The 15,043-nt window shown below is 46.7% G+C and carries 13 protein-coding genes and 1 pseudogene; 8 read left to right on the forward strand and 6 right to left on the reverse strand.

Translation table 11 applies throughout. The features are described 5' to 3' along the window. Positions 1–219 precede the first annotated feature (219 nt). The 3 genes from blaOXA to rimO are packed head-to-tail and all read right to left on the reverse strand — an operon-like array spanning position 220 to position 3,559. Positions 220–1,044 (reverse strand): class D beta-lactamase, encoded by an 825-nt coding sequence (gene blaOXA / locus GJQ68_RS15295; RefSeq protein WP_162418169.1) that lies wholly within the window; start codon positions 1,042–1,044, stop codon positions 220–222. Then, on the reverse strand, positions 1,044–2,207 hold the full coding sequence (locus tag GJQ68_RS15300) for a hypothetical protein (RefSeq protein ID WP_162418170.1): 1,164 nt from the start codon (positions 2,205–2,207) through the stop codon (positions 1,044–1,046). Before GJQ68_RS15300 ends, blaOXA begins: the two co-directional genes overlap by 1 nt. A 26-nt stretch (positions 2,208–2,233) precedes the next feature. Then, the gene (gene rimO / locus GJQ68_RS15305; protein ID WP_162418172.1) at positions 2,234–3,559 is read right to left on the reverse strand and encodes a 30S ribosomal protein S12 methylthiotransferase RimO; all 1,326 of its coding nucleotides are present in this window, start codon (positions 3,557–3,559) and stop codon (positions 2,234–2,236) included. Between the two features lie 360 nt (positions 3,560–3,919). Here rimO and trhA point away from each other — a divergent pair, with 360 nt between their 5' ends. From trhA to tsf, 8 genes and pseudogenes are all read left to right on the forward strand, one after another. Next, positions 3,920–4,564, forward strand: coding sequence for a PAQR family membrane homeostasis protein TrhA (gene trhA / locus GJQ68_RS15310; RefSeq protein WP_162418173.1), 645 nt, complete (start codon positions 3,920–3,922; stop codon positions 4,562–4,564). 119 nt (positions 4,565–4,683) lie between these two features. Next, entirely contained in the window at positions 4,684–5,076 is a 393-nt protein-coding gene (locus GJQ68_RS15315) for a DUF302 domain-containing protein (protein ID WP_162418175.1), read from the forward strand. A 523-nt stretch (positions 5,077–5,599) separates the two neighbouring features. After that, positions 5,600–6,310 carry an RluA family pseudouridine synthase gene (locus GJQ68_RS15320; RefSeq protein WP_162418177.1) on the forward strand — a complete coding sequence of 237 codons (711 nt, stop codon included), beginning with the start codon at positions 5,600–5,602 and terminating at the stop codon, positions 6,308–6,310. 1,342 nt (positions 6,311–7,652) lie between these two features. Further along, a pseudogene (locus tag GJQ68_RS15325) lies at positions 7,653–8,259 on the forward strand (Uma2 family endonuclease). A gap of 194 nt (positions 8,260–8,453) precedes the next feature. Next, complete coding sequence (gene rplM, locus GJQ68_RS15330; protein WP_162418179.1) at positions 8,454–8,897, forward strand: 50S ribosomal protein L13; 444 nt, start codon at positions 8,454–8,456, stop codon at positions 8,895–8,897. A 12-nt stretch (positions 8,898–8,909) separates the two neighbouring features. After that, positions 8,910–9,296, forward strand: coding sequence for a 30S ribosomal protein S9 (gene rpsI, locus GJQ68_RS15335; protein WP_162344170.1), 387 nt, complete (start codon positions 8,910–8,912; stop codon positions 9,294–9,296). A gap of 47 nt (positions 9,297–9,343) precedes the next feature. Next, positions 9,344–10,105, forward strand: coding sequence for a 30S ribosomal protein S2 (gene rpsB, locus GJQ68_RS15340; protein WP_162418181.1), 762 nt, complete (start codon positions 9,344–9,346; stop codon positions 10,103–10,105). 108 nt (positions 10,106–10,213) lie between these two features. Next, positions 10,214–11,041: a translation elongation factor Ts gene (tsf, locus tag GJQ68_RS15345; RefSeq protein WP_162418182.1), complete on the forward strand. Its 828-nt coding sequence runs from the start codon at positions 10,214–10,216 to the stop codon at positions 11,039–11,041. A gap of 1,533 nt (positions 11,042–12,574) precedes the next feature. Here tsf and GJQ68_RS15350 read toward each other — a convergent pair. The 3 genes from GJQ68_RS15350 to GJQ68_RS15360 all read right to left on the reverse strand — a co-directional run bounded on the left by GJQ68_RS15350 (position 12,575) and on the right by GJQ68_RS15360 (position 14,887). Further along, a complete protein-coding gene (locus GJQ68_RS15350) occupies positions 12,575–12,988 on the reverse strand; it encodes an NUDIX domain-containing protein (RefSeq protein ID WP_162418183.1) in 414 nt (137 codons plus the stop codon). A 116-nt stretch (positions 12,989–13,104) separates the two neighbouring features. Continuing rightward, positions 13,105–13,953: a lysylphosphatidylglycerol synthase transmembrane domain-containing protein gene (locus GJQ68_RS15355; RefSeq protein WP_162418185.1), complete on the reverse strand. Its 849-nt coding sequence runs from the start codon at positions 13,951–13,953 to the stop codon at positions 13,105–13,107. After that, positions 13,934–14,887 carry a glycosyltransferase family 2 protein gene (locus GJQ68_RS15360; RefSeq protein ID WP_162418186.1) on the reverse strand — a complete coding sequence of 318 codons (954 nt, stop codon included), beginning with the start codon at positions 14,885–14,887 and terminating at the stop codon, positions 13,934–13,936. Before GJQ68_RS15360 ends, GJQ68_RS15355 begins: the two co-directional genes overlap by 20 nt. Positions 14,888–15,043 lie beyond the last annotated feature (156 nt).

Raw genomic sequence — 15,043 nt, forward strand, 5'->3', positions numbered from 1 at the left:
GCTTTTTTTCCAAATAAAAAAGTAAACGGGTATATTAACCGGAAAATAACCGTTTGTAAACGATTATAAACGTTTGTAAACGTTTGTTTTTGAATTGACACGATCCAGGATTGAAGGGGTATCTGATGCCGGAACCTGCCGGACTAAACCAAAAAAGAGGGGTGATAGTGTCTGCCAGGGAAAATAAAGGAGTTGGAAATAATAATTCCGAAATACCCCCTACAAAAAACCCAGCACCCGCAGTGCCTCCATCGTCAGCCCTTTTCTGGCCTGAAGAAAATCGGCATCACTGACTCCCGGGCCGGGGGCCAGGTTGCTGGCAAAAAAATACACCGCTCCCCCCTTCTCCAGATAGCCCACAAACCAGCCATTGTCTACCCCCTGATCCACTGACCAGCCGGTCTTGCCGCTAAGGCGGTAGTCTTCGGTATCTTCCATGACCATCAGCTCCCGAAAAATCGACATGGTTTCCGCAGACAAGGGCAAATCCCGCCTGTACAGGCGTTTTAAAAAGCCGATCTGTTCCATCGGGCTGATCCGGGAATTTCCCCGCAGCCAGAATTGATCCAGGTTGCTGGCACGCACATCCATCTGACCGAAATCAAGCCGACGTAGGTAGTCCTTCATCCGGTCCAGCCCTATTTTCCGGGCAATTTCCTGGTAGCAGGGCACGCAGGACAGGTGAAAGGCCTGCTTAAAGGTCAAATCCCGCTCCCATTGGGACATGGCCCGGGCTTCCCCATCCCAGGGAAATTCCGTTGCCTCATCTTCGGCGATTCCCAGATCCAGGGCAATCAGGGAATGGGGGACTTTATAGGTAGAAGCGGGCAACTGACCCCTCTCGGCATGGTCAAAATCATTGGAATAATAGGTATCAGCTTCAGCACTATACACCAGAATGCTCCCGCTGAGGCCTGCCTTGTCCAGGATTTCCCGCAGCTCGGCAGACTGTACCTGCTGCCCAAAGGCGGATTCGGACAAATACCCGAAAATCAATCCCATCAAAAGGATTCGGAGAATGTAATACCTGTTGCTTTTCTTCATCAGCCTAAGACCTTATGGCGTTCAAAGGGTTTTTCCCGGTCAAAGAGGTACCGGTAGGTATGGTGCGTTTTATAGATACTGGCGTTTAGTTGCTCACAGACCCGCATCATCTTTGGATTGAAGTCCCCGATCCAGTTCATCTCGATGGTCTCGTAGGACAATTTCTTTTCGGCAATATTGTCCCTGTATTCGGTCACCATGGCGCTTTCCACGCCCTTTCCCTGAAACTCGGGCACCACCCCAAATACCAATCCCAGCATCTTGTCGGGCGGATGCACGGCCTTGTGCCAGAGAAATTTCAGTTTTCCCATCAGGTCCAACTTTCCGTTGACGTACTTGAAGACCTGATTGATTTCCGGAATGCTCACAAAAAAGGAAATGGGCTCCTCCTTGTAAAAGCCAAAATAGACCAGGTACGGATCCACGATGGGCTTCATGCTTTTCAGGATCAGCCGGGCCTCCCGCTCGGAAATGGTCTTCCCCATATGGCCTGTCCAGGCCTTATTATAAACCTTCATAAAATACTCCGGAAATTTGTCCCAGAGCTCCTTCCCCTTCAGGTACCGGAAGGTGATATTCTTGTCTTCGCGGATGATTTTGGCCCGGGCTTCAATTTTGGGATCCATCACCACTCCCCGCACCTTGCGCATGTAGGTAAACTGCCGGAAATAGATCTGAAAGCCGTATTCCTCGAAAAAGGAGCGGTAATACGGGAAATGCCAGTACATATTGTAATTCGGAGGAGAAAAACCCTCCACCAGCAAGCCCCACCACTTGTCCCGCTCGCCAAAATTGACCGGACCATCCATGGCCTCCATCCCCTGCGCCTGCAACCAATCCCGGGCCGCGTCAAAAAGCAAAAAGGCAGCTTCTTTGTCCTCCACACATTCAAAAAAACCCATGCCACCGGTGGGCTGCTTTTCTTTCCATTTGGGGTTGACAAAGGCCGCATTGCGGCCAATCGTTTCTCCCTGATCATCCAGCAGCAGCCAGCGGATGGCCTTTCCGCCACTCTTATACAATTTATTCGTTTCGGGATGAAACAGGTCTTCTATGTCCTTATCCAGCGGCCGGATCCAGTTCTTCTCCTCCCGGTATAGCCGGACGGCCATTTCCGTAAACTCCTTTTCATGGGCTTTGGTACGGACTTCTACTAACTGCATAGGTATATTTTTTATCGAAAATTAATTTAGTTCGCCTTGGCTGCGATCACCTCTGCGTACAGATCAAATTCGGTAGCATCCACTATTTTTGCCGTAACAAAATCACCAATGCGGCAATAACCACTAGCCGCATCTATCAACACCTCATTATCCACCTCCACCGAATCGTAAGCCGTCCGTCCCACAAAATGGCCTCCCTCCTTTTTATCAATCAATACCTTGAAGGTCTTTCCAATCTTTTCCTGATTGAGTTCGAAGGAGATCTGTTCCTGCACTTCCATCAGCCGGTTGGCCCGCTCCTGTTTTACTTCTTCCGGCACATGATCTTCCAGGCTATGCGCATGGGTATCCTCTTCATGGGAATAGGTAAAAACCCCCAATCGCTCAAAGCGCATGCGCTGCACGAAGTCCATCATTTCTTCGAATTCCTCCTCCCCTTCTCCGGGATGACCGGTGATCAAGGTGGTGCGGATGGCAATACCGGGTATGCGTTCCCGGATTTGGTGGATCAGGGCTTCCTGTTTTTCCCGAGTGGTGCCCCTTCGCATGGCTTTTAGTACCGAAGTAGAGCCGTGCTGCAAAGGGATGTCCAGGTAATTGCAGATATTTTCTTTCGCCGCCATCACGTCGAGTATGTCCAGGGGAAATCCCGTCGGATAGGCATAATGTAGTCGGATCCATTCGATTCCCTGCACCTCGGAAAGTGCTTCCAGCAAATCCGCCAGGCGGCGTTTTTTGTACAAGTCCAGTCCATAGTAAGTGGAATCCTGAGCGATCAGCAACAGCTCCCGCGTACCGTTAGCGGCCTTGTGCTGTGCCTCCTTTACCAGTTCTTCAATGGGCCGGGATACATGGCCTCCCCGCATCAGCGGAATGGCGCAGAAGGAACAGGGCCGGTCGCAGCCTTCGGAAATTTTCATATAGGCATAGTGCACCGAATGACTCAGTAACCGTTCCCCCACCAGTTCATGTTTGTAATCCGCTTTAAACTTTTTCAATAAAGCTGGCAACTCCCGGGTACCAAAAAAAGCATCTACCTGCGGGATCTCTGCCTCCAGGTCATCTTTGTACCGTTGGGATAGGCAACCGGTCACATAGACCTTGTCCACCAATCCCTTGTCCTTGGCAGCAGCATACTCCAGAATGGTATTGACCGATTCCTGCTTGGCATTGTCGATAAAGCCGCAGGTATTGATGATGACGATGTTATTGTCCCGGGCATTGGATTCATGCCGGGCATCAATACCATTTCCCTTCAGTTGGCTTAACAGCACTTCAGAGTCCACCAGGTTTTTGGAACAGCCCATGGTGATGATATTGACTTTATCTTTTTTTAAGGTTCTTGCTTTCATAAATTCCTGCAAAAGTACAAAATATACCTGACATAAAACCAGTGCTACCGGTCGGTCATAGATGATGTTATTATATTATTAATTGGTAACGATTTTTATAATGAATCCTTAACCGCCCTTCGTACGGTTAAAAATTAATTCCCCCTACTTTTGAAAAAGTAATACAGCGACAATTTTTTTATTACTCCTTGCAACATTTTTACGAAAGGCCCCGATGAGAATCGGTGCCTTTTCCTTTTTTTAAGGCCGGGGTATCCAGGGAAGGTGCTTTCAGCTTCCCTCTCATAAATTCCGAAGCAATCGCTGGTTACCCTTGATTTTCTACCCGATATTTGTAACCACACCAAATGTCAGACCTCCATGCCTGGGCCCGATGAAAGTAACCAACATCTGAAAGAGGAATTTGCCAATAGCATAACCCATCTTTTTGGAATTCTGTTCAGTATCGTGGCCATCGCCTTGTTGGTCGTTTTTTCGGTTTTAAACGGAACCCTGATCCACGTGGTCAGTTGCAGTATTTTCGGGGCCACCATCCTACTGATGTACACCTTTTCCACCCTTTACCACGCTTTTCCCGAAGGCCCTGTCAAATCTTTATTGCGCACCTTCGATCACATCAGCATTTATTTTTTGATTGCGGGAACCTACACGCCCTTTTTACTAATTGGCCTCGGAGGAAGTTCGGGGTGGGTATATGTAGGCGTCGTCTGGGGACTTACCCTGATCGGATTGGTTTTTAAAATTTTTTATACCCATCGATTTTCAAAACTTTCACTTATCCTCTACCTGAGCATGGGCTGGTTGGCCGTCTTTTTCATCCGGCCCCTGGTAGCCCAACTCCAACTGGAGACCATTTTGCTCATTGCGGCAGGAGGATTGGCCTATACCATTGGCGTAATTTTTTATACCAATAAAAAAATGCCCTATGCCCATGCGATTTGGCACCTGTTTGTATTGGCAGGGACGGTGTTGCATTTCATTGCCATTATGGGCATGATCACCTGAGCCAGCATGCTCATTTTAACGCGACCAGCTGTTTATAGATAGCCTGTGACCCAAGTCACAGGAAGTGGTACGAAATTAGCGTAGCTTTAACTTAAATTTCAACCAAAAAAACGTAGAATATGAGTTACCACATGGATAAACAACTGGAAGCCGCTTCCATCGATATCGTAAAAGAGAAAGTAACCGCCGCACTGAAGGAAGAGGGCTTTGGGGTATTGACCGAAATAGACATACAGGCCACGATGAAAAAGAAGTTGGACAAAACCTATCCTCCGATGCTGATTCTGGGTGCCTGCAACCCTGGTTTTGCTGACAAGGTTCTAAGCATCGACCCCAACATGACCGCCATGCTGCCCTGCAATGTGAGCATCCGCCAACTACCAGATGGCAAGTTTGAGGTGTCGGCCATCGACCCGGAAGCGGCTATGGTCCCGGTAGGCAAAGATGAAATCAAGCCCCTGGCCCGGGAAGTAAAAGAAAGACTGGCAAAGGTCATTGCCGGGTTGGTATGATTGAAGGTAGGGGAGTTGCTGAAAATGGGATTTATTGCAAAAATTGAAAAATGTAATCGGACTGAAGGACCGTGAAGCTTTTGAAATACCGTAAACCCGAACGGATACTATTCCCTCCGCGGCGGAGGGCAACGCCTGTCCCGACCAGAGTCGGGAGGGGATTTTTTCGTGTATTCCGTTTTTAAGATCGTAATTTTCTGTCAGATTTCCGTCCCTAAATCCCCCAGCCCCCTTTGAGAAAGGGGGATTTGCTGAAAATGTGCTTTATAGCGAAAATTGAAAAATATAATCGGGCTGAAGGACCGTGAAGCTATTGAAATACCGTAAACCTAAACGGCTACAACACCTTAGCAGGGAGATTTGTGCGCATTCGAAGCACAATGAAACCAGCCGCTGCGTGCGTAGCGAACCCGTTGCGACCGCTGCGAGAAATACTACGCAACATGCGATACCCCGCTCCTTTCTTTTCTTTTGGTTTTTTTATACCGGCTAATTTCGGAACTTTGGGCCGAAATAGGGAGGTATGAAAAAAATAGACTTTACATCACTGATACTGCTGGAAACGGAGGATTACATCATCGTCAACAAACCTCCTTACTTCGCCACGCTGGAAGACCGGCATGAAGCGCAAAACATGCTTGCCATCGGGAAGGAGTATTGGGAAGACTTGCAGGTCTGCCACCGGCTGGATAAGGAAACCTCCGGTTGCCTGGTCTTTGCCAAAAACCCCGAAGCCTACCGGCATATCGCCCTGCAATTCGAAAACCGTACCGTAGAAAAAGTATACCATGCCGTAGCCGAGGGCATCCACGATTTAGACGGGGTTCTGGTGGACCGCAACCTGACGGCCAGCAACAAGGGGATCGCCCGCATTGCGGCACAGGGAAAACCGGCGCAAACCCTTTTCAAAACCCTAAAAACCTATTTTACCCACAGCCTGATCGCCTGTAAGCCCATCACCGGCAGGCTGCATCAGATCCGGGTACACCTGGCCTATCTGGGTGCCCCCATTTGCGGGGATACGCTGTATGGCGGCAAGCCCCTCTACCTGTCCCAGCTCAAGCGCAAGTTTAACCTAAAAAAAGACACCGAGGAACGGCCCATCATGCAGCGGGTTTCCCTCCATGCACATTCCATCAGCTTTGAGGGCCTATCCGGTGAACCCATTACTGCGGAAGCCCCCTATCCCAAGGATTTCGCGGTATTGATCAAGCAATTGGAGAAAACCAGTTAGTAGCAGCGGGATTAACGGAAGAGTGGGGTCCAGGATACCGCTGGAAAGCTAATGCCAGGAACAATCGGTTACAAATACTCCGGCTGCGCCTTCTGATTACCCAGGGCTACGATAGTGCACCGATAAAGGGAGCGAATTGAGTCTCCAGAAAACCGGATTTTCTATTTCTAATCCGGTAATTCAAGCGGTCACCTAACTAAAGGAAATCACAATTACTCTCAAAAGCCGCTAATTAGCTTAGGTAGCATTTTGCAAAACTCAAAAAGGCCAGTGTTAAAAAGGTACGGTGCCCGGCTGGAAAAGGAATTCGGCGGTCAATTGGGTTTTTAACTTTTGTCACTTTTTGCTTCAGGTCAAAAAGTAACCAAAAACCCCGCCGCTGTGCATCTTTTAGCTAAAATACGGACGCCCCCCGCGCATAGGCAAACTCCTCAGGTTTTGGTAATAAAAGCTCGTTAAGAAAGGCAATTACAAACCAAAACCATCGTCAAACATGCCTCTGCCCTTCCCTTCCCTCCGTCCGAATTTCTTAACGCCAAAATCTGCAAGGCGGAAATTTATCTCCTCTATCTAGTTTAGTGTAGCAAATCCAACTCATAAAACCTTGATCCCTTTATTACAAGTAGCTACCATCTTTGACGAAACGGCTTGGAAAGAGTCAATTGCAAAGGCCGGCAGAAAAGCGAGCCTGTCCTGAATTTACTCAGGAGGGTGTGGGGATTTCGAGGGGAAGGGTTTTTATCTTGATCTCCTGCCTACAGGTTTGGTATTTCCAGGCCCAAAAGTAGGAAGAAGAATCAGCGACCACTAAATAGAACCATTGTCCTTCGGCAGCCCTAATCAAGGCAATCAGAACTTAAAATTCGAAAACGAGGGAACAAAAGCATTAACGGAAACAACTTAATCTCCCAACTTGCAATTGGACTCGCAGATTCAGGGGTGTCAAAAGCTATCCACACCGGGCTGTGCCCCCGAAAGAAAGACTTGCACAGAGCAGAGCTATCCTATTCATTTCTCCCAATCAAATCGAATTACCTTAAACCTCAATTGACTTTCATCAAAATCCGGATGATATTCGTTGTTTATCGAGACATACAACCCATCCTTTCCTACAAAATGATTGAGACCTGGCAGGTTTTGCACTGGCGTAACCGGGATTCTAGCTACCCTAACGAGTAAGTGATTTCCTAATATTAAAGCGGATATCATCCGAGCTGCCTAAAATATGCGGCTGGGATCAATCGTAAAAGGTTAGTCATTTCATCCTGGTCCCTTTTACCTCCACTTCATAACTTTGATGAAAAACAAATTCCATTACCCCCATTTTTTCGTAAATTACAACATGGACGAAAATCGCTCCAACAGCGTAAATGAACCCGCAGCGGAATACGGGCCCTATTCCTATGCCGACTACCTACGTTGGGACCTGGAAGAGAGGATGGAAATCATCAAAGGGCGGTATTTTAAAATGAATGCCGCTCCCAAAAGGCTGCACCAAAAAATATCCCTGCACATAGCCACCGAATTGTACCAATTCTTAAAAGGTAAGCCCTGTGAAGTCTATGAAGCTCCCTTTGATGTGCGCTTACCAGTAAAATCATTGAAGAACGAAGAAATTTTCACCGTGGTGCAGCCGGATATTTGTGTGATTTGCGATCCAAAAAAAACTGGATGAGGCCGGTTGCCTGGGAGCGCCGGAACTAATCATCGAAATTCTTTCCCCGGGGAATAACAAAAAGGAACTCCAATATAAATACGAAGTCTACGAAGAAAGTGGGGTGAAGGAATACTGGATCATTCATCCGAATGAGCAGACCCTGCTGGTGTATACACTCAAAGCGGACAAGTATGTACCCTCCCGGTTATTTACCAGTGGAGATAGCGTCAAATCAGCATACATCGAAGGATTTGTGCTGGATTTGGAATCGCTTTTTAAGGAAATGGATTAGCGAGAGTAGACCTGTCAGGTTTTGGAAACCGGACAGGTCTGGATCCGGACAAGCCTTCTCCGGCGGCGCTATTCTTGTGAAAATAAGGTAGTAAACTTTAGATTCCTTTGCAATTGATGGAATTAACTTCTATCTTTGTGTCCCTTTTTGAGGGTGAAATGTATTTAACAAGCTAATTATTAAACGTTTACACAGTGAATACTTTAAGCTATAAGACCATATCAGCGAACGATGCCACGGTGGATAAAAATTGGGTGATAGTGGATGCCCAATCCCAAATCCTCGGCCGCTTTGCGAGCGAAGTGGCAAAAATGTTGAGAGGGAAGCACAAGCCTAACTTTACCCCTCATGTGGACTGTGGTGACAACGTGATTGTCATCAATGCCGAGAAAATCAGGCTTACAGGCAAGAAATGGAACGAAAAGGTGTACGTTCGTCATACAGGATATCCGGGAGGACAGCGCATAGCGACCCCCAAAATCCTGATGGAGAAGGCCCCCCGGACCTTGGTAGAGAAAGCCGTCAAAGGCATGCTGCCAAAAAACAGGCTGGGCAGAAAAATGTACACCAACCTGTACGTATATGCCGGTTCAGAACATCCTCACAGTGCGCAGAAACCAAAAGAAGTAAAACTTTAATGCCAGCCATCAATGGAAGTAATTAACAAAATCGGAAGAAGAAAAGAATCCGTAGCCAGAATTTACATGAAGGCCGGAAACGGCAACATCACCGTAAACAAACGGGCGCTGGACAAGTATTTCCCCTTTGAGTTGCACCAAATTGTGGTAAAGCAACCCTTGGTATTGGTCAACGAAGACGGAGCCTTCGACATCAATATCAATGTAGACGGAGGAGGAATCAGTGGACAGGCCGAAGCCATCCGTATGGCTATCTCCCGGGCATTGTGCGAAATCAATGAGGAGCACCGCGGACCGTTGAAAAAAGAAGGATTTCTTACCCGTGATTCCCGAATGGTGGAACGTAAGAAAGCTGGACGAAGAAAAGCAAGAAGAAGATTCCAGTTCTCTAAACGATAATTGCGGATATTCTTTTCCACAAACTATAAAAACAACAATTTTATTAAATGGCCAATATAGAATATAAAGACTTACTGGATGCTGGTGTTCACTTCGGACACTTAACAAGAAAGTGGGATCCTAAAATGGCACCCTACATCTTCATGGAGAAGAATGGGATCCATATTATTGATCTAAACAAAACGCTCGTTTGCCTTGAAGAAGCATCCAACGCAATCAAGCAGATCGTTCGCTCAGGCAAAAAAGTCATGTTTGTAGCAACGAAAAAACAAGCCAAGGACCTGGTAACGGAAGAAGCCAAAAGGCTCAAAATGCCATTCGTTACCGAAAGGTGGCTGGGAGGCATGATGACCAATTTTGCCACTATCCGTAAATCCCTGAAGAAAATGTCCACCATTGACAAAATGTCAAAGGACGATGCTTACAGCAACCTGGCAAAAAAAGAGCGGTTGATGATCAGCCGTCAACGGGAAAAACTGGAAAACGTACTGGGTGGCATCGCCGACCTTACCCGTCTTCCCGCGGCCCTGTTTATCGTAGATATCAAAAGGGAACACATTGCCCTTTCGGAAGCCAAAAAGCTGGGCATTCCGGTGTTTGCATTGGTGGATACCAATTCCAACCCCAACGAGGTGGACTTCCCTATCCCTGCCAATGACGATGCATTTAAATCCATTTCACTCCTGGTGAAAGCCTTCGGTGCAGCCATTGAAGAAGGTTTGTCTGAACGAAAGAAAGATAAAGACGAAGCCAAACTTTCCGAAGAGGAAGAAGCAAAAAAAGCAGCCGACGCTGAAACCAACGAATAATCCACTTTGACATTTTATATAAAATTGGACACGGGCAATGGCCTCGTGTTCAATTTTTGTTTTACTGTCAGTACCTAATTTTCAATCAACAAAAAAATACATAGACCAATGGCTATTACTGCACAAGAGGTAAATAAATTGAGACAAAAGACCGGCGCCGGTATGATGGACTGTAAAAAGGCCCTTACCGAAGCAGAAGGAGATTTTGAAAAAGCTATTGACATCCTGAGAAAAAAAGGACAGAAGGTTTCCGCTTCCAGAGCAGACAGGGAAACCAAAGAAGGAGTGGTCGCCACGCATGTCAGTGCAGATGGCAAAACCGGTACCCTGATCTCCCTTACCTGTGAAACCGACTTTGTTGCCAAAAACGACGAATTCGTCAGCTTTGCCAATTCCATATTGGAAGCCACCGTAAAAGGAAATGCGGATTCTATTGATGCGGTAATGGCTTTGCCGTTTGACGGAAGCACCGTCGGCGAAAAAATCACTGAAATGACCGGTAAAATCGGTGAAAAAATCGAAGTTTCTCATCTGGAGAAAGTTTCCGGTGAAGCGGTAGAACCTTACATCCATTCCAATGGCAAATTAGGTGTACTCGTAGCACTCAACCAGTCCGGAGATGCCGTAACGGAGGCAGGAAAGGACGTGGCCATGCAAATCGCTGCCATGAATCCCGTCGCCATCGACAAAGACGGCGTAGATTCCACTGTAGTAGAAAGAGAAATAGAGGTCGGTAAAGACCAGGCAAGGCAAGAGGGAAAACCTGAAGCCATGCTGGAAAAAATTGCCCTGGGAAAATTGAATAAGTTTTACAAGGAGAACACCCTGCTTAGCCAGACCTTTGTAAAGGATCCCGGAAAGACCATCGCCCAGTACCTGGAAAGTGTCAATAAAGGCCTGACGGTAGTGGATTTCAAGCGTATTTCCATTGGCTAATTGCCTTTAACAAACCATTATAAAATCAAAACCTGGCCCTTTGTGGTCAGGTTTTTTTGTTTTCGGGTAAAATCCCAATCGAGTTCTTCCGCTGCACCGGGATTTCATCCTTTCTGAATGCTTTCCTGCCTTAGTTGTTTGCTCAGGCGGATGAATCTAAACCAAATCAGCCGAAAATCTCAATTTCAGCAAATCCCCCTTTCAAAGGGGGCTGGGGGATTTAAAGACGAAAATAGCCCCGTCCTGAAATAGGCTTACGCAAAAAATGCGGTAAATGGAAAAAAGAGTAAACCTAATATAGGATAATGGTGCGTGACCCGGCCTGAAACTGGTCAAAATACAAAAAAATCCCCCTTGCCCCCTTGATAAGGGGGAATGGTAGCCGTTTGGCTTTACGGAATTCAAAACCCTAACGGTCCTTCAGCCCGATTACATTTTTTAATTTTTGCAAAAAATCCCATTTTCAGCAAATCCCCCTTTCAAAGGGGGCTGGGGGATTTTTTTCGTTCTCAACTAGCCAATCAATCAAATGCGAAAAATCAGAAAGGTACTTGACCGCTTCGATTAAACAATTTTGTCCTTAAACAATGAGTGGATTTTATTATTTAAATTTAAAAAAATAAAATTTTTTGTGAATTAAAATGTGCATAAAAATCCCCCTTGCCCCCTTAAAAGGGGGATTTAGTTACAGTACCAGAAAGCGCTGGCAGTCCACTATTGCATGTGAATCGAATGGACGTTTACCCAATTAAAGCTGAATAAGTATCATTGAAACGGGCTGAAAAAGCTACTCATTAATACCGTTCCCGGTAAACCGCACGAATCCAAATCCCCCTTTTCCTCCGCCGCGGCGGAGGGATTCTATATGCATTCGGGTTTACGGAATTTAGTAACCTTGGCGTTTATTAGCCCGATTGCATTACCCAATTTTAGCAAAAAATCTCAATTTCAGCAAATCCCCCTTTCAAAGGGGGCTGGGGGATTAAAAGACGAAAAATTGACCCGTCCTGAAATAGGCTTACGCAAAAAATGCGGTAAATGGAAAAAAGAGTAAACCTAATATAGGATAATGGTGCGTGACCCGGCCTGAAACTGGTCAAAATACAAAAAAATCCCCTCCCGACTCTGGTCGGGACAGGCGTTGCCCTCCGCCGCGGCGGAGGGAATTGTAGCCGTTTGGCTTTACGGAATTCAAAAACCTAACGGTCCTTCAACCCGATTACATTACCTAATTTCAGCAAAAAATCTCCTTTTCAGCAATTCCCCCTTTCTCAAAGGGGGCTGGGGGATTTAGGGACGAAAATAGCCCCGTCCTGAAAAAAGTTTACAGATTTAAATTTTATTCATTGTTAGTCCTACCGGAAATTTACAGAAATCAGTAAACGTATAAATGGTCAAAACACAAAAAATCCCCCTTCACCCCCTTAGCAAGGGGGATTTGTGCACGTATGGATTAGCGGCATCAAAAAGCCGTAGGTTCTATCATTCCAATTACAGGCTGACTGGTCACGAAAAAAATTTACAACATACGATTTAAATTAACCCCGCCTGCTGAAGTATTTTGCCATGGTCAAAGGCAAGTTCCGGAAGCTCGGAGAGTGAAAACCATGCTGCCTCGCTGCTATCTGACCCGGCCCGGGCTGCCTGGGTATGTTCGATGGGGAACAAGAAAGCCACACTTACCATCCAGCCTCTGGGATCCCTGCCCTTTTCTGCAAAAACGCCAAGCATTTCACCTTCCGGCAATTCCAGGCATGTTTCCTCTTTCAGCTCCCTTTTGCAGGCCTGTTCGGGTAATTCATACTTCTCGACAAATCCCCCGGGCAAGGCCCATTTACCTTCGAAGGGTGGATTCCTTCGCTTAATCAGCAAGACACGGTTTTCTGACTTATCGTATACCACCGCATCGGTGGTCAGGGCAGGACGGGGATAGTCGTAACGGTACATGGGCAGATACGTTGGTATAGAGAATCGATACCTCAAAAATGGTGCAATCTTTACCCAAAATGGGGTCCATAAAAAAAGTTTCGCCCTACCAATGCATTCAAAGCAAAAAACTTTTTTTATTTCCGGTACTTAAAAAAAATCCCACTTAGAGAGGTCAACACGGTGATCAGAAAAAACAGCAGGCTAAAGGCAACCGCCACGTTCCGATCGATACCCACCAGATCGTGGGCATACACGAATACCAGTTCCCTGGCCCCTACCCCACCGATGGTCAAGGGCAAAACCGATACCGTGCTGGATACCAGGAAGACAAACAGGTAGGTTACGAATTGTTGTTCCACCTCTAGCGCGGCCAGGATAAAGTAGGCACTGAAGAGCTGCAAGATCTGGTTTAAAAAGGAGTACCCTGTACTTGCCGGAATGGAGGACATAAAGGGTCTAAAAAAAAGATACATCACCAGGTAAAAACCAAAAGGAAGGGCTACCATGGCCAGCAAGCCCACCCAGAATAAGGAAATGGGGTATTCCCATGGCAGGTCCAGAAATAGCATCAACCCAAACATCAGCCATAGGAGTACGGCAAGCCCGTTCCCCCGGTCCAGCAACACGCAATGAATTAACTTTTTCACGGGTGCCTGATGGGTTTTGTTCAACAGATAGACCTTATACCCGTCGCCCCCAATGCCTCCCGGCAGAAAAAGGTTGTAAAACATGCCGATGGCATATAATTTCAAGTTTTTGATTTGGGGTAGATTCAGGCCAATATCCTGAAAATACCGGTTTAACCGAAAGGCACTAAATACTTTGGAGACGACAAAAAATATCCAGGCCAATGCCAACCAGCCAATATGTGCGGACTGAATGACTCGCCAGGTGGTCTTGGTATCGATTTTGTTAAAAACCAAATACAGCGCTGCTCCGGTTAGGAGTATTTTCAGTAAAAGTTTAACTCGCTTCCTGACCACCTTGATGGGTTGCTTTCACGGTGTACGTTTTCTTATCCTGTGACTCAAAATAGGTACGGACAATGATTTCGGCCACAATGCCGGTAGTGATCAACTGAATACCGCCCAGCACCAAAATGGAGCCTACCAACAATATGGGTCTGCCCCAGATGTCTCCTCCCATTAATTTCACCACCAATAGGTAAAAGTTCACCAAAACACCCAAGGCCAGGGACAGTAATCCCAGGGTACCAAAAATATGGATGGGGCGTTGAAAATACTTCTGAAAGAATAGCATCAGAATGAGGTCAGCGATCACTTTAAAGGTGCGGCTTAGCCCATATTTGGAGGTTCCGTGAATGCGCGGATGGTGTTTGACATCCACTTCGGTCATTCGGGCTCCTTCCTGCCGGGCAAGGACGGGAATGAAGCGGTGCAGCTCTCCGTACAAGCCCATGTTTTGGGCAATTTGAGCCTTGTAGATCCGCAAACTGCAGCCATAATCGGAAAGGTACACTTTGGTAGTGGTACGGATGAGCCAATTGGCCATTTTACTAGGCAGTTTTCGGAGCACAAAACCATCCTGCCGGTTAGCTCTTCTCCCGGCCACCACGTCCCAATCTTCCTTTTTAGCCATTTCCAGCATCATCGGAATATCGCTGGGGTCGTTTTGAAGGTCACCATCCATGGTCACAATATACTGCCCCTTGGAATGGTCAATCCCAGCAGCCAGAGCGGTGGTTTGGCCGTAATTTTTATTGAAAACCAAAATTTTCGTCCGCTCATTGACCAGGGCTTTCATCTTTTCCAAGGATCGGTCGGTGGAGCCGTCGTCGACTAAAATCAGTTCGTAGCTAAGGGAGGAAAGGGCCGCATAAATCGCCTCCAGTAAGGGAGGGATATTGCCTTCTTCGTTAAAAATGGTGACGACTACCGAAATCTCTGGGTGGGCCATAGGACAAAATTTTACCAAAATTACGCTTTTTTGAAAACGGGGACAAATGGAGTCCTAAAAACATTCCCAACTATATCTCCATTTGAACCCGTTTGGTGCTATTGGCCCATCGGTTAAAAATCCCTATATTGATGGTGAAAAAGCCAGGAATTCCTG

This window comes from Cyclobacterium roseum, from assembly GCF_010119225.1.
Taxonomy (GTDB): Bacteria; Bacteroidota; Bacteroidia; order Cytophagales; family Cyclobacteriaceae; genus Cyclobacterium; species Cyclobacterium roseum.

Bases quoted from the DNA above. Each gene is read 5' to 3' on its own strand.
- blaOXA (WP_162418169.1), bottom strand. From the start codon at position 1,044: ATGAAGAAAAGCAACAGGTATTACATTCTCCGAATCCTTTTGATGGGA.
- GJQ68_RS15300 (WP_162418170.1), bottom strand. From the start codon at position 2,207: ATGCAGTTAGTAGAAGTCCGTACCAAAGCCCATGAAAAGGAGTTTACG.
- rimO (WP_162418172.1), bottom strand. From the start codon at position 3,559: ATGAAAGCAAGAACCTTAAAAAAAGATAAAGTCAATATCATCACCATG.
- trhA (WP_162418173.1), top strand. From the start codon at position 3,920: ATGCCTGGGCCCGATGAAAGTAACCAACATCTGAAAGAGGAATTTGCC.
- GJQ68_RS15315 (WP_162418175.1), top strand. From the start codon at position 4,684: ATGAGTTACCACATGGATAAACAACTGGAAGCCGCTTCCATCGATATC.
- GJQ68_RS15320 (WP_162418177.1), top strand. From the start codon at position 5,600: ATGAAAAAAATAGACTTTACATCACTGATACTGCTGGAAACGGAGGAT.
- rpsI (WP_162344170.1), top strand. From the start codon at position 8,910: ATGGAAGTAATTAACAAAATCGGAAGAAGAAAAGAATCCGTAGCCAGA.
- rpsB (WP_162418181.1), top strand. From the start codon at position 9,344: ATGGCCAATATAGAATATAAAGACTTACTGGATGCTGGTGTTCACTTC.
- tsf (WP_162418182.1), top strand. From the start codon at position 10,214: ATGGCTATTACTGCACAAGAGGTAAATAAATTGAGACAAAAGACCGGC.
- GJQ68_RS15350 (WP_162418183.1), bottom strand. From the start codon at position 12,988: ATGTACCGTTACGACTATCCCCGTCCTGCCCTGACCACCGATGCGGTG.
- GJQ68_RS15360 (WP_162418186.1), bottom strand. From the start codon at position 14,887: ATGGCCCACCCAGAGATTTCGGTAGTCGTCACCATTTTTAACGAAGAA.